At 37.1% G+C, this 15,208-nt stretch carries 16 protein-coding genes and 1 other annotated feature; of the genes, 15 read left to right on the top strand and 1 reads right to left on the bottom strand.

Annotated features, from left to right (window positions below; genetic code table 11):
- Positions 1-25 precede the first annotated feature (25 nt).
- Positions 26-245: a binding site (T-box leader), on the top strand.
- 40 nt (positions 246-285) lie between these two features.
- From alaS to DN389_RS17320, 12 genes are all read left to right on the top strand, one after another.
- A complete protein-coding gene (gene alaS, locus DN389_RS17375; RefSeq protein ID WP_048541432.1) occupies positions 286-2,928 on the top strand; it encodes an alanine--tRNA ligase in 2,643 nt (880 codons plus the stop codon).
- A gap of 76 nt (positions 2,929-3,004) precedes the next feature.
- Complete coding sequence (locus DN389_RS17370; protein WP_000348590.1) at positions 3,005-3,271, top strand: IreB family regulatory phosphoprotein; 267 nt, start codon at positions 3,005-3,007, stop codon at positions 3,269-3,271.
- 3 nt (positions 3,272-3,274) lie between these two features.
- Positions 3,275-3,688 (top strand): Holliday junction resolvase RuvX, encoded by a 414-nt coding sequence (gene ruvX, locus DN389_RS17365; protein ID WP_001221204.1) that lies wholly within the window; start codon positions 3,275-3,277, stop codon positions 3,686-3,688.
- 12 nt (positions 3,689-3,700) lie between these two features.
- Entirely contained in the window at positions 3,701-3,979 is a 279-nt protein-coding gene (locus DN389_RS17360; RefSeq protein WP_000392245.1) for a DUF1292 domain-containing protein, read from the top strand.
- A 220-nt stretch (positions 3,980-4,199) separates the two neighbouring features.
- Positions 4,200-5,270 (top strand): endolytic transglycosylase MltG, encoded by a 1,071-nt coding sequence (mltG, locus tag DN389_RS17355; protein WP_000572148.1) that lies wholly within the window; start codon positions 4,200-4,202, stop codon positions 5,268-5,270.
- A gap of 202 nt (positions 5,271-5,472) precedes the next feature.
- A complete protein-coding gene (locus DN389_RS17350) occupies positions 5,473-6,114 on the top strand; it encodes an O-methyltransferase (RefSeq protein ID WP_149237396.1) in 642 nt (213 codons plus the stop codon).
- 7 nt (positions 6,115-6,121) lie between these two features.
- A complete protein-coding gene (locus DN389_RS17345; protein ID WP_046957595.1) occupies positions 6,122-7,051 on the top strand; it encodes a peptidase U32 family protein in 930 nt (309 codons plus the stop codon).
- An 18-nt stretch (positions 7,052-7,069) separates the two neighbouring features.
- Positions 7,070-8,350, top strand: coding sequence for a peptidase U32 family protein (locus DN389_RS17340; protein WP_000217969.1), 1,281 nt, complete (start codon positions 7,070-7,072; stop codon positions 8,348-8,350).
- Positions 8,351-8,368: 18 nt separating this feature from the next.
- Entirely contained in the window at positions 8,369-9,007 is a 639-nt protein-coding gene (udk, locus tag DN389_RS17335) for a uridine kinase (RefSeq protein WP_000537082.1), read from the top strand.
- 279 nt (positions 9,008-9,286) lie between these two features.
- Complete coding sequence (gene greA / locus DN389_RS17330) at positions 9,287-9,763, top strand: transcription elongation factor GreA (RefSeq protein WP_000179964.1); 477 nt, start codon at positions 9,287-9,289, stop codon at positions 9,761-9,763.
- A gap of 92 nt (positions 9,764-9,855) precedes the next feature.
- Positions 9,856-11,610 carry a peptidoglycan D,D-transpeptidase FtsI family protein gene (locus DN389_RS17325; RefSeq protein WP_149237394.1) on the top strand — a complete coding sequence of 585 codons (1,755 nt, stop codon included), beginning with the start codon at positions 9,856-9,858 and terminating at the stop codon, positions 11,608-11,610.
- Positions 11,611-11,726: 116 nt separating this feature from the next.
- Positions 11,727-12,374: a YrrS family protein gene (locus DN389_RS17320; protein ID WP_088123436.1), complete on the top strand. Its 648-nt coding sequence runs from the start codon at positions 11,727-11,729 to the stop codon at positions 12,372-12,374.
- A gap of 125 nt (positions 12,375-12,499) precedes the next feature.
- On the opposite strand, the gene DN389_RS17315 is transcribed toward DN389_RS17320, so the two are convergent.
- Positions 12,500-12,715, bottom strand: a complete 216-nt coding sequence (locus DN389_RS17315; protein WP_000010984.1) for a YrzA family protein — start codon at positions 12,713-12,715, stop codon at positions 12,500-12,502.
- 136 nt (positions 12,716-12,851) lie between these two features.
- Between DN389_RS17315 and DN389_RS17310 the strand changes: the two genes are divergently transcribed.
- From DN389_RS17310 to DN389_RS17300, 3 genes are all read left to right on the top strand, one after another.
- Entirely contained in the window at positions 12,852-13,490 is a 639-nt protein-coding gene (locus DN389_RS17310; RefSeq protein WP_149237393.1) for a class I SAM-dependent DNA methyltransferase, read from the top strand.
- Between the two features lie 14 nt (positions 13,491-13,504).
- Positions 13,505-14,200: a 5'-methylthioadenosine/S-adenosylhomocysteine nucleosidase gene (gene mtnN, locus DN389_RS17305; RefSeq protein ID WP_001217038.1), complete on the top strand. Its 696-nt coding sequence runs from the start codon at positions 13,505-13,507 to the stop codon at positions 14,198-14,200.
- Positions 14,201-14,282: 82 nt separating this feature from the next.
- A complete protein-coding gene (locus DN389_RS17300; protein ID WP_046956310.1) occupies positions 14,283-15,206 on the top strand; it encodes an O-acetylserine dependent cystathionine beta-synthase in 924 nt (307 codons plus the stop codon).
- The last annotated feature ends 2 nt before the right edge of the window (positions 15,207-15,208 follow it).

Below are 15,208 nucleotides of genomic sequence, written 5' to 3'. Positions count from 1 at the left end.
TCTATTATATTTAGTCATATAATACATTAAATCAATGACGGAAAAAGTACGTTACAGTCCATTTATAGAGAGAAGCTTCCATATGGCTGAAAGAAGCTTTAAATGAAGGGTAACAGAAAGCTAATCCTGAGAGCAGCTAATCACTGCCGTCTTGCCACGTTACGGCACCATGAGGTGATGAATTGATTGTTATAATAATCAATTCATAATTAGGGTGGTATCGCGAGTTAACTCTCGTCCCTTTTATAGGGGCGGGAGTTTTTTATATTTAAGGAGGAAAATACAATGAAACAACTAACAGGCGCACAAATTCGTCAAATGTTTTTAGACTTTTTCCAAGAAAAAGGACATGCAGTAGAACCTAGTGCATCACTAGTTCCGCATGAAGATCCATCTCTGTTATGGATTAACAGTGGTGTAGCGACATTAAAAAAATATTTTGATGGACGTGTAATCCCGCAAAATCCACGCATTACAAATGCCCAAAAATCAATTCGTACAAACGATATTGAAAACGTAGGGAAAACAGCTCGTCACCATACATTCTTTGAAATGTTAGGAAACTTCTCAATCGGTGATTACTTTAAAGAAGAAGCAATTACTTGGGCTTGGGAATTCTTAACGAGCGACAAATGGATCGGATTCGATAAAGAATTACTATCAGTTACAATCCATCCAGAAGATGAAGAAGCATTCACAATTTGGAATGAAAAAATGGGTGTTCCAAAAGAGCGCATCATCCGTTTAGAAGAAAACTTCTGGGATATCGGTGAAGGCCCAAGCGGACCGAATACAGAGATTTTCTATGACCGCGGAGAAGCTTATGGTAATGACTTTAGTGACCCAGAATTATATCCAGGCGGAGAAAACGAGCGTTACTTAGAAGTATGGAACCTTGTATTCTCTCAATTTAACCATAATCCAGACGGTTCATATACACCGCTTCCTAAGAAAAACATCGATACAGGGATGGGTCTAGAGCGTATGACATCTATCGTTCAAGATGTACCTACAAACTTTGATACAGACTTATTCATGCCGATGATTGGCGCAACAGAATCAATTTCTGGTGAGAAGTATCGTAATGGTGACTTAGAAAAAGATATGGCGTTTAAAGTAATTGCTGACCATATCCGTACAGTAACATTTGCTGTAGGTGATGGTGCTCTTCCATCTAACGAAGGCCGTGGTTATGTATTACGTCGTTTATTACGCCGCGCGGTTCGTTATTCGAAGAAATTAAACATCAACCGTCCATTCATGTTTGAATTAGTGCCGGTTGTTGGAGAAGTAATGAAAGACTTCTACCCAGAAGTACTTGAAAAGAAAGATTTCATAGCAAAAGTTGTGAAAAACGAAGAAGAGCGTTTCCATGAAACACTTCATGATGGGGAAGCAATTTTAGCTGAAGTTATCACAAAAGCAAAAGAAGAAAAAACAACTGTTATTTCTGGAGTAGATGCGTTCCGTCTATATGACACATATGGTTTCCCGATTGAATTAACAGAAGAATATGCAGAAGAAGCTGGTATGACAGTTGATCAGGAAGGCTTTGAAAGTGAAATGGAAAAACAACGTGAGCGCGCACGTGCTGCTCGTCAAGACGTTGATTCTATGCAAGTTCAAGGCGGAGTCCTTGGAGAAGTGAAAGTAGCGAGCGAGTTCGTTGGTTACGGTACAGTTGCAACAGAAAGTAACGTTGTTGCACTTGTGAAAAACGGCGAATACACAGATAGCTTACAAGCTGGTGAAGAAGGGCAATTAATGCTTGATGTAACACCATTCTATGCTGAGAGCGGTGGACAAATTGCAGACCGTGGTTACCTTCTTGCTGACGGCGTGAAAGTACTTGTAAAAGACGTACAAAAAGCACCAAATGGTCAAAACTTACACAAAGTTGTTGTTGAAGAAGGTACATTAACGAAAGATGCGGCTGTGAAAGCTATTATCGACACAAAAAACCGTAGTAGCGTTGTGAAAAATCATACAGCAACTCACTTACTACACCAAGCATTAAAAGACGTACTTGGAACGCATGTTAACCAAGCAGGTTCTCTTGTAACTTCTGAACGTTTACGTTTTGATTTCTCTCACTTCGGTCAAGTACAAGCTGACGAATTAGAAAAAATTGAGCGTATCGTAAACGAGAAAATTTGGGAAAGTATTGATGTTGAGATTTCTCAAAAAGCAATTGAAGAAGCGAAAGAAATGGGTGCAATGGCATTATTCGGTGAAAAATACGGTGATGTTGTACGCGTTGTACAAGTAGGCGATTATAGCTTAGAGCTTTGCGGTGGTTGTCACGTTGATAACACAGCTTCAATTGGTATTTTCAAAATCGTTGCTGAGTCTGGTATCGGTGCAGGAACGCGTCGTATTGAAGCAGTAACTGGTAAATCTGCATACGAATTAATGAACGATCAAGTAGGTTTATTAAAAGAAGCAGCAGGAAAAATGAAAACAAACCCGAAAGATATTTTAACAAGAGTGGATGGTTTATTTGCTGAAGTAAAACAACTTCAAAAAGAAAACGAATCTCTTGCTGCAAAATTAAGCAATATTGAAGCTGGAAACTTAACTGATTCAGTAATGACAGTTGATGGAGTAAACGTATTAGCAGCGAAAGTAAACGTTGCAGATATGAACAACTTACGTACGATGATGGATGACCTGAAAAATAAATTAGAGTCTGCAGTTGTCGTATTAGCGTCTGTAAATGATGATAAAGTAAACATCTTAGCTGGCGTAACGAAAGATTTAATTAGCCAAGGTTACCATGCTGGTAAACTTGTGAAAGAAGTAGCTTCTCGTTGTGGCGGCGGTGGTGGTGGCCGTCCTGACATGGCTCAAGCAGGCGGTAAAAACCCAGCGCAAGTTGAGGAAGCTTTAGCATTTGTACAAGAGTACGTTAAATCTGTTTCAAAATAAAGAGATAGTAGTGTACAATGGTAGGGAGAGGAGAAGTTCTTCTCCCTATACTTACTATATAAGTGAGGTGCTTGAAATGGACGGTTTTGATAAAACAATGAAGTTTAGCATTCAAGATGAAAAACAGAGTGTCCATGTAAATGATGTACTTTTAACTGTGTATGATGCACTTCAAGAAAAAGGCTATAATCCGATTAACCAAATCGTCGGTTATTTATTAAGTGGAGACCCAGCATACATACCTCGCCATAAAGATGCACGAAGCATCATTCGCAAGCTTGAACGTGATGAGTTAATTGAAGAGCTTGTGAAGTCGTACTTGAAACATCATCGTGAGGAGTAGTTTATGCGGATATTAGGTTTAGATGTAGGTACAAAAACAGTCGGAGTTGCAATGAGCGACGAAATGGGCTGGACAGCGCAAGGGCTGGAAACAATCAGGATTAACGAAGAACGAGGCCACTTTGGTTTTGATCGTATTTCTGAGTTAGTAAAGCAGTACAATGTGGACAAAATAGTAGTAGGTTTACCTAAAAATATGAATGGTACAATTGGCCCACGTGGTGAAGCGTGCCAGCAATTTGCAGAAAACCTGCGAAATCTGTTACAATTAGAAGTTGTAATGTGGGACGAGCGTTTGTCAACGATGGCAGCGGAACGTCTGCTCATTTCAGCTGATGTGAGTCGTAAGAAGCGAAAACAGGTAATCGATAAGATGGCTGCAGTCGTAATCTTACAAGGATTTTTAGATAGTAAATAAGAGGTGACCAAAATGGAAGAAAATCAAATTACAATTGTAGACGAAAAAGGTAACGAACATTTATGTGAAATTATTTTCACTTTTGATGCTGAAAAATTTGGCAAAAAATCATACGTAGTCTTCTCTCCAATCGGTGAAGTAGACGAAGATGGAGACCCAATTTATGATGCAATGGCTTATGAGCAAAATGAAGAAGAGGGCGGAAGTTTACTTCCAATCGAATCTGAAGAAGAGTGGGAAATGGTACAAGAAATGTTCAACACTCTAGCTGATGAGCAAGAAGCTGAATAATAAGTACTGAAAAGGTGGACGACATATAGTCCACCTTTTTTTATATGTAAAATGAAAGATTTTTTGTCGAAACCGTGTAATCCTTTGTAGTATAATGAGACGGATTGTAGAAAAATAAAATGTCTATCTAAAAAAAGATAAATAAATTTATTGTGTTTTTATATCGTGTTGTATAGAAAGATATACATACGGTCTACAATTTAATTAAGGAGGAAGAGTGTTGATAGAGAATCAAGTGAAAAAAAAGCGTAGACGTCTTTTTTTATTTTCGATTATTGCACTGCTTTTAGTTTGTGGTTCAGTCTATGCGTATATTTCATCCGCATTAGGACCAGTTGATAGCGGGAATAAAAAAGAGATTGAAGTAGAAATTCCAAAAGGATCATCTACTAGTAAAATTGGTGAGATTTTAGAAGAAAAAGGTGCTGTGAAAAACGGTACAGTTTTTAGTTTTTATACAAAGGCTAAATCTAAAAATTTACAAGCGGGTACATATTTATTAAATCCTTCAATGAGTGCCTCAGATGTTATTGAACAAATGTCATCTGGTAATGTACATCGTCCAGCTCTTTATAAAGTGACGATAAAAGAAGGTGCACAAGTAACTGAAATTGCAGAAACGGTTGCAAACGAATTAAAGTGGAATAAAGATGATGTCGTACGTCAATTAAACGATAAAGCATTTATTCAAAAAATGCAGCAAAAGTATCCGAAGTTGTTAACGGATAAAATCTTTGATAGCAATATTAAATATCCATTAGAAGGTTATTTATATCCTGCGACGTACTCTTTCTATAAAAAAGATACGACGTTAGAAGAAATTGTAATTCCAATGCTTGAGAAAACGAATGCAATCATTGTTCAAAACGAGGCAAAAATGAAAGCGAAAAACTGGGATGTTCATCAGCTTTTAACATTGTCTTCACTTATTGAAGAAGAGGCAACAGGCTTTACAGATCGTCAAAAAATCTCTAGTGTCTTTTATAATCGTTTGGAAAAAGGTATGCCCCTGCAAACTGATCCAACGGTATTATATGCACTTGGAAAGCATAAACAACGTGTATTATACGAAGATTTAAAGATAAACTCACCGTACAATACGTATGTTGTGAAAGGATTGCCGGTTGGTCCGATTGCAAACTCTGGTAAACATTCAGTGGAAGCGGCGTTAGAGCCTGCACAAACAGATTATTATTATTTCTTAGCTGCACCAACTGGTGAAGTGTACTATGCGAAAACATTGGAAGAGCATAATACATTAAAGCAAAAATATATTACGAAAAAACAGTGAAATGGGGAGGGATAGCGAAAAATGTCGCACATCCCTCTTTTTTGTGGTAAAATATATCGGGTTAAAAACTGGCAGAAGAATCGTTTTTAATATCAAAACGGGACGTACAAGCTAAGGATGAAGCTGGCTTGTATTTTTATTGCATTCTATGTGTGAAAAGACGTCATAGAGGCACTTCTCCATGTAAATAAGGAGGACCATTATGGAGGATGCAGTTAACGAGTACCTATTATCATTTATTGATCCGAAAGATAAATTAATTCTTGAAATGGAAGATTATGCGAAAGAAAATCATGTGCCGATTATGGATCGACTTGGAATGGAATTTATGTTGCAATTTTTACGTTTAATTGGACCAAAAAGCATTTTAGAGCTTGGTACAGCAATTGGTTATTCTAGTATTCGTATGATGCAAGCTATTCCAAATTCTCGCATTGTGACAGTTGAACGCAATCGTGAGCGATATGAAAAAGCACTTGAATATATAGAACGTTCATCAGTTAAAGAGCGTATTTCTGTTATTTACGGTGATGCGTTAGAAACAGGTGAGCAAGTAGAAGAACATGGAACGTTTGACGTTATTTTTATTGATGCAGCAAAAGGACAATATCGTCGCTTTTTTGACTTATATGAACCGTTATTAAACTCTGGTGGCGTAATTATTTCAGATAATGTTATGTACCATGGCCTTGTAACGACAAAAGAGAAAATTGAAAACAGACGTACACGTGGTTTAATCCGTCGTATTAAGACGTACAATGAATGGCTTATGAACCATGAAGGATATGATACAACGATTTTCCCAATTGGTGATGGAGTAGCTGTTAGTAAAAAGAGAGGGTGACCAAGGTATGAAGAAACCTGAATTGTTAGTAACGCCAAAAGCAGTAGTGGATATCGAACCTCTTGCGAAAGCAGGAGCAGATGCGGTAATGATCGGTGAGCAAAAGTTCGGTTTACGTTTAGCAGGGGAATTTTCACGTGAAGATGTGAAACAAGCTGTGAAGATTGCGCATGAAAATGGTGTAAAAGTATACGTAGCAATGAACGCTATGTTCCACAATGATAAAGTAGACGAATTAACAGATTATGTTGCATTTTTAAACGAAGTAAGTGTAGATGCAATTGTTTTCGGAGACCCAGCAGTATTAATGGCGGTCCGAGAAGTAGCGCCAAATATGCAATTGCACTGGAATACAGAAACAACAGCAACAAACTGGTTTACTTGTAACTACTGGGGAGAAAGAGGAGCAAAACGCGCTGTATTAGCTCGTGAGCTTAGCTTAGATGAAATTGTTGAATTAAAAGAAAATGCTGAAGTGGAACTTGAAGTACAAATTCACGGTATGACTTGTATGTTCCAATCGAAGCGTTCCTTAGTAGGGAACTACTTTGAGTATCAAGGACGTAATCTTGACATTGAAAAGAAAAAATATGAAGAGAATATGTTCTTATATGACCCAGAGCGTAACAATAAATATCCAATTTATGAAGATGAAAATGGTACTCACATTATGAGTCCAAACGATATTTGTTTCATCGATGAGTTAGAAGAACTAATTGACGCTGAAGTCGCTAGCTTAAAAGTTGATGGTGTACTAAAAAGCTCTGCATACATTATTGAGGTAACGAAGAAATATCGTAAAGCAATTGATTTATGTGTAGAAGATCGTGATGCGTATTATGACGTGAAAGACGATTTATATAAAGAGATAGAAGAAATGCAACCAGTAAATCGTCCGTTAGATACAGGATTCTTCTTTAAAGAGACGGTTTACTAAAAGAGGAGGGTGTAGGAAATGACTGTACAAGAAATTTCACGAGTAATCGATGGCAAACGCGTTATTGTGAAGAAACCTGAACTGTTAATCCCTGCGGGTAACTTAGAAAAATTAAAAGTAGCTATCCATTATGGGGCAGATGCTGTATATTTAGGTGGACAAGAATTTGGTCTTCGTTCGAATGCAGGTAACTTTACACTGGAAGAAATGGCAGAAGGTGTTGAATTTGCAAAGAAATATGGAGCGAAAATATATGTAACAACAAATATCTTTGCACATAATGAAAATATGGACGGGCTAGAGGAATATTTAAAAGGGATTGAAAAAGCTGGCGTAACGGGAATTATCGTTGCTGATCCGCTTATTATTGAGACTTGTAAACGTGTAGCGCCTTCTGTTGAAGTGCATTTAAGTACACAACAATCACTATCCAACTGGAAAGCAGCACAGTATTGGAAAGAAGAAGGTTTACATCGTCTTGTATTAGCTCGTGAAGCAAGCTATGAAGAAATGAAAGAAATTAAAGAAAAAGTGGATATTGAAATTGAAGCATTCGTCCATGGTGCAATGTGTATCGCATATTCAGGCAGATGTACGTTAAGTAACCATATGACAGCACGTGACTCTAACCGTGGTGGTTGTTGTCAATCTTGCCGTTGGGACTATGATTTAGTTCAAACAGTATCACAACATAAAGATGCAAAAGAGCTTCCTCTATTCCAAGAAGAAGATGCTCACTTTGCAATGAGTCCAAAAGACTTAAATTTAATTTTATCAATTCCGAAAATGATTGAAATTGGAATTGATAGCTTAAAAGTTGAAGGACGTATGAAATCAATCCATTACGTAGCAACTGTAGCAACGGTATACCGTAAAGTAATTGATGCGTATTGTGCGGATCCGGATAATTTTGAGTTTAAACAAGAATGGTTAGATGAGCTTGATAAATGTGCAAATCGTGATACAGCTCCCGCATTCTTTGAAGGGGTTCCAGGACATCAAGAGCAAATGTTTGGAAATCATAGTAAGAAAACAACGTATGATTTCGCTGGTTTAGTGTTAGATTATAATGAAGAAACAGGCATCGTAACGATTGAGCAACGTAATCATTTCAAACCAGGACATGAAGTGGAGTTCTTTGGGCCAGAAATAGAAAACTTTACGCAGACGGTGGAGAAAATTTGGGATGAGGATGGAAACGAATTAGATGCAGCGAGACATCCGCTGCAAATCGTGAAATTCAAAGTGGATCAACCAGTGTATGTGAATAATATGATGCGCAAAAGCATACTTCAATAAGAAAGAGTTGATAGTCGAATGGGGACGAATAAGCCTGTTGTAATTGGAATTGCTGGTGGTTCGGGATCAGGTAAAACGAGTGTAACGAAAGCGATTTTTGACCATTTTAAAGGTCATTCTATTTTAATCTTAGAGCAAGATTATTATTACAAAGATCAAAGCCATTTACCAATGGAAGAGCGTTTAAAAACAAATTATGATCATCCGCTTGCGTTTGATAATGATCTGTTAATTGAACATTTGCAGCAGCTACTTGCATATGAGCAAATTGATAAGCCTGTATATGACTATACATTGCATACGCGTTCAGAAGAAGTTATTCCAGTTGAGCCGAAAGATGTAATCATTTTAGAAGGAATTCTTATTTTAGAAGACCCACGTCTTTGTGAGTTAATGGACATTAAGCTATTCGTTGATACAGATGCAGATCTTCGTATTTTACGCCGCATGCAGCGTGATATTAAGGAACGCGGCCGTACGATGGATTCAGTTATTGATCAATACGTAAGTGTTGTACGTCCAATGCACAATCAATTTATTGAGCCTTCTAAGAAATTTGCGGATATTATTATCCCTGAAGGTGGACAAAACCATGTTGCAATTGATATTATGGTGACAAAAATTGCAACAATTCTTGAACAAAAAGTAAATTTGTAATAGCATAGTAAAAGATATACGATAGGAAGGGATTTTTTCCCTTCCTATCGAATACAATGAAACATGCAACCTCATCTATATATAGGTGAGGGCATATTTATATCAACTTTCCATACATATCTTCTTTATATAAAGAGGAATTGGGAATACGGGGTTGTATGTGACAACTCCGCTAGTACAGGCGTGCTAGAAACCTCCGCTATACATATAAGTGGGGGAGTTTTCATATGGAACTCCTCTTTTTTTTCGGGGGATTGGTATATAAAAGGAGTGGAAAATATGGCAACAGAAAAAACATACCCTATGACGCAAGAGGGTAAGCAAAAGCTAGAGAACGAACTTGAAGATTTAAAAACGGTAAAACGTAAAGAGGTTGTAGAGCGAATTAAGATTGCACGTAGCTTCGGAGATCTTTCCGAGAACTCTGAGTACGATGCAGCGAAAGATGAGCAAGCGTTCGTAGAAGGACGTATTACACAATTAGAAAACATGATTCGTAACGCAGTTATCATCACAGATAACGGCGAAGAGTCTACAGTTGTTACATTAGGTAAAACAGTAACATTTAAAGAGTTACCAGGTGGAGATGAAGAATCTTACACAATCGTAGGTAGCGCAGAAGCAGATCCATTTGAAGGAAGAATTTCTAACGATTCTCCAATTGCAAAAAGCTTATTAGGTAAGCAAATTGGTGAGAAGGTAGCAATCCAAACTCCAGGTGGAGAAATGCAAGTAGAGATTATCTCTGTAAAATAATAAAAAATCACTCGTGTAAAAGCGAGTGATTTTTTTATTTGTATAAAAGATGAAACACTCGGTCCAAACTATAATAGACGAGGTGTTTTTTTATGAAAATAAAACGGAGAATTACAATTGTTTTAATTTGTTTTATATGTATCATGTTTATTTTACTTTGTCGTTTAATTCAAATACAAATTATAGATACAGAATCATTTACAGATCGTAAGATAAATTTAATTGAAAAAAGTGTTACACAACGGACGCAGTCCATTACGGTAGATGATGGACGAGGCCATTTTATAGATCGGAACGGTAAGGAAATAGGTGAGAAAAAGTATCCTGTTTTAATTGTTTTTCCATTTCTACAAATAAAAAATGACATGTTAGAGAGAATTGCGCATATCATTGGTGTGTCGAGACAAGAGATTGAAAGTCAAATGAAAGACAAGAAAAGTGCATTTATCATGCAAAGGGGAAATGGTCCATTTCGCTTGGCACGAGAGCAGATGGAGAAGGTAAATCAATTAAATGTATTAGGTATTGTAGCAGCTGAAGTTCGTTTACGGCAAACTGGCAGGGTGAATCATTTAATTGGCGATGTGGGGGAGAATGAACGAGAATTTCAAAAACGATACGGAGAAGTAAGAAAAATTTCAAGACAAACGCCAATTGGTATTTCAGGATTGCAGCAATCATTTGATGAATTTCTTTTGACCGATGGAGAGGCAAAAGTATTGTATCAAGTGGACCGACAAGGGGAACCGATTTTTGGAAAACAAGCGAAATATACTGCGCCTGGAAATCCGTTTTATCCAGTGACGATTCAAACAACTTTACATAACAGGTTACAGCAAAAAGCAGAAGAAGTGGTTGAAGCAAGCGAAATAAAGAAGGGGGGATTAGTATTACTTGATGTAAAGACAAATGAAATTTTAGCGATGGTCAGTAAACCATCTGTGCAGGTGAAGGATGAGCGTTTATATAAAACTACACTTGAAAATCAAATGTTGACACCACATTTTCCCGGTTCTGTTTTTAAAACAATAGTTGCAGCGGCAGTGATTGATCAAAATGAAAATGTGTTTAATCGTACATTTAATTGTAATCAAGATTTATATGGTGAAGACCACCCACAAGTTATGATGGGTACACTTAGTTTTAAAGAGAGCTTTGCTAGAAGCTGTAACAGGACATTTTCAGAGTTAGGTAATGAGCTAATACAAAAGGATAAGATGGTGTTAGAAACTTACGTAGCAGCGTTAGGAGCCGCTGGTAAGGTTGGATGGAAAGGTTCTGTATTTCATACAACTCATTTTGAGCAAATGCCAGAGGAGAAGAGGGTTACGATTTGGGGTAGTGAAGGAAATAAGAATAGTAAAAAGGCGGTAGCGCAAACAGCAATTGGACAGAAAGATGTACGTATGTCACCTCTAGCGATTGCAAATATGATGGCGACGATTGCTAGAGGTGGAGAAAAGATGGAAGTGAAAGCTGTGGAAAAAATAATGTATAAAAATGGAACGGACTTCTATACATTTGAAGACCATACATTAGGTGGAAAACAGCTTTCCTATGAAACGGTGAAAACATTACAAGAGTTATTAAGGGGCGTTGTAACAACGGAGAAAGGAACAGGAGCAGCATTCAGGTCGTTACCACTAAGTGTTGCCGGAAAATCTGGGACAGCGCAAACAGGAAAAGGGATGAAAGAGAATCGTTGGTTTGCAGGTTATTTTCCATATGAAAATCCAAGATATGCTTTAGTTGTCGTGGATATAGAAACGAATAGTAATGTAAATAGAGTTACACCTATTTTCAAAGCTATCGTAGAATCAATCTATCGATTAGAGAATGAAAAGTAATCTTGCAATTCATAGTGAAATGTTTTCATTTCGTGAAAATATTATTGTAAATGTTCAACCTTTCTAGATTTAATGTTACAATAGCAAGTATGAAAAACTGCATGGAGGTTTGAAGAATGGCAGGAGGATCTAGATTCCAACAGAAACAACAAAAACGTCGTCAAAACGGTGTTTTAAATATTGCAATTGCAATTGTATTAATATTAGTAGCTATTGTATCATATCAATTGTTTGTTCCTGAAAGAAAAGAACAAGCGTCTTCTAGTGATAAAAAAGTAGCTCAGCAAACAACGAAAGAGAATAAGTCTGAGAAAGCTAAAGGCAAAGAAGAGACGAAGAAGAACGAGCAAGATAAGGCAGAGGCTAAGAAGAAGGAAGAAGAGAAGCAAAAGGCTGAAGAAGAACAGAAAAAAGCTGAAGAAGAAGCGAAAGCTAACGAGAAAGTACCAGCTGAAAAAACACAGCCAAAGGCAACTGACGCTTATACGAAGTCTTCTTGGAAGCCAGTAGGTACAGAGCAAGGTGCGACACCTGCGATGACGTTTAAAAAAGGTACAGCAGATTGGAATGAGATGAATCAAGCTATTTCAGCTGCAATTGACGTTCCAGTAGAGCAATTAGTTATTCATCGAATCGGAAATAACGGTAAAAATAAAGCTTACGGTAACGTACAAGATAAACAATCAGGCAAAAAATATTATGTGAATATTGATTGGGTAGACAACGAGGGCTGGAAACCAGTACTTGTTCAAGACCTAAACTAAAAAAGAGAAGCTCCTTAGGAGCTTCTCTTTTTTAGTTTAGCGTAATTTCTTTAATTTAAAATGAACAACCGCGCTATAATATAAACTAAAAAAGAGAAGCTCCTTAGGAGCTTCTCTTTTTTAGTTTAGCGTAATTTCTTTAATTTAAAATGAACAACCGCGCTATAATATGGCCTTTTGCTTTCGGGATCCATAACCATTTGATGCGAGATGTGATGAACTTCAAGCATAAGTGCTTTATTATTATCGATTTGTTCACTAATTTTTCGTTCCAAAGAAGCTAAGTCTCCTGCTTCGAAAAACTCTACTTTATCTTCTAACATTTCAAAGGTAAATGACACGAAGACGACCCCTCTCCTATGTAATCAACTATAGTGTAACAAAGAAAAGAAGGAAATACCATGTACATTTCAATTGACATTTTTAGAAAGAGGGCATATTATACTGATAAAACCGATGAGAAAAAGGGGGATTTTTATGGGTACAGAATTTAATGGTTTATTTGATGAGTGGGCTCATACGTACGACTCATTTGTACAAGGCGAAGATATACAATATAAAGAAGTTTTCGCCCATTATGAGGACATTCTAGAGGATGTAGTTAACAAGTCATTTGGTAATGTATTAGAATTTGGTGTTGGTACTGGCAATTTAACAAATAAATTATTGTTTGCTGGACGCACAGTTTACGGTATAGAACCGTCACGTGAAATGCGCATGATTGCAAAAGAGAAATTGCCAAAAGAATTTTCCATTACAGAAGGTGATTTTCTTTCGTTTGAAGTCCCAAATTCAATTGATACCATAGTAAGCACCTACGCATTTCATCATTTAACAGATGATGAAAAAAATGTAGCGATTGCGAAGTATAGTCAATTGCTAAACAAAAGTGGTAAAATAGTGTTTGCTGATACGATATTTGCAGATCAAGATGCATATGATAAAACTGTTGAAACAGCAAAACAAAGAGGTTTCCATCAGTTAGCAAACGATTTGCAAACGGAATACTATACACGTATTCCAGTCATGCAGTCTATTTTTGAAAACAATGGCTTCCATGTAACGTTTACGAGATTAAATCATTTCGTTTGGGTAATGGAGGCAACTAAGCAATAGAAAGAGGGATTAGATTGAGAATTGCTGTAATTGGAGCAATGGAAGAAGAAGTACGTATTTTACGTGACAAATTAGAACAAGCAGAAACAGAAACGGTTGCGGGTTGTGAATTTACGAAAGGACAATTAGCAGGACATGAAGTGATCTTGTTAAAGTCTGGTATTGGTAAAGTAAATGCAGCGATGTCAACGACAATTTTATTAGAAAGATATAAGCCTGAAAAAGTAATTAATACTGGTTCAGCTGGTGGCTTTCATCATTCTCTAAATGTTGGAGATGTAGTTATTTCAACAGAAGTTCGTCATCATGACGTAGATGTAACAGCATTTAACTATGAGTATGGTCAAGTACCAGGAATGCCGCCTGGATTCAAGGCTGATGAAGCATTAGTTGCATTAGCTGAGAAATGTATGCAGGCAGAAGAAAATATTCAAGTTGTAAAAGGTATGATTGCAACAGGTGATTCATTTATGAGTGATCCGAACCGCGTTGCAGCAATTCGTGATAAATTTGAAGACCTTTATGCAGTAGAAATGGAAGCAGCAGCTGTTGCACAAGTATGCCACCAATATGAAGTTCCGTTTGTTATTATTCGTGCACTTTCTGATATTGCTGGTAAAGAATCAAATGTTTCATTTGATCAATTTTTAGATCAAGCAGCTCTTCATTCTACAAACTTTATCGTAAAAGTACTAGAAGAGTTAAAGTAATGTAACAAAAAGGCAACTGTCTCATATAAAGAAAATACATACAGTTGCCTTTTCTTTATTGGCAAATAAGGGGGAGAACACGATGAATGTATATCGTGGAGTTCATGAGTTGATTGGTCATACGCCAGTTGTAGAAATTACTCGTTTTTCACTTCCGGAAGGGGTCCGTTTATTTGCAAAGCTTGAATTTTATAACCCAGGTGGAAGCGTTAAGGACCGTTTAGGAAGAGAATTAATTGAAGATGCGCTAGAAAAAGGGCTTGTTACCCAGGGTGGAACAATTATTGAACCGACTGCTGGAAATACTGGTATTGGACTGGCACTTGCAGCGTTACAACATGATTTACACGTTATCGTTTGTGTACCAGAGAAATTTAGTATTGAAAAGCAAGAACTAATGAAAGCACTGGGTGCAACGGTTGTGCATACACCAACTGAGCAAGGAATGACCGGCGCAATTGCAAAAGCAAAAGAATTAGTAAATGAAATACCGAATTCATACTCTCCAAGTCAGTTTGCGAATGAAGCAAACCCGCGTGCTTATTTCAAAACATTAGGACCTGAACTTTGGGATGCACTGAACGGAGAGATTAACATATTTGTTGCAGGAGCAGGAACTGGTGGTACATTCATGGGGACTGCATCTTATTTGAAAGAAAAAAATATAGATATAAAAACGGTTATTGTCGAACCAGAAGGATCTATTTTAAATGGTGGTAAAGCTGGTTCGCATGAAACAGAAGGGATTGGCCTTGAATTTATCCCGCCATTTTTGAAAACATCTTATTTTGATGAAATTCATACAATTTCTGATCGAAATGCATTTTTACGAGTGAAGGAATTAGCGCAAAAAGAAGGACTGCTCGTTGGGAGTTCTTCCGGAGCAGCATTTCATGCAAGTTTACTTGAAGCAGAGAAAGCGGCGCCAGGTACAAATATTGTAACGATTTTTCCTGATAGTAGTGAGCGCTATTTAAGTAAAGACATATACAAAGGATGGGAATAAAA

Source organism: Bacillus sp. AY3-1 (assembly GCF_008368785.1).
GTDB lineage: Bacteria > Bacillota > Bacilli > Bacillales > Bacillaceae_G > Bacillus_A > Bacillus_A wiedmannii.
The sequence above is the reverse complement of the archived record's forward strand: the minus strand, read 5'-3'. Positions and strand labels throughout refer to the sequence as shown.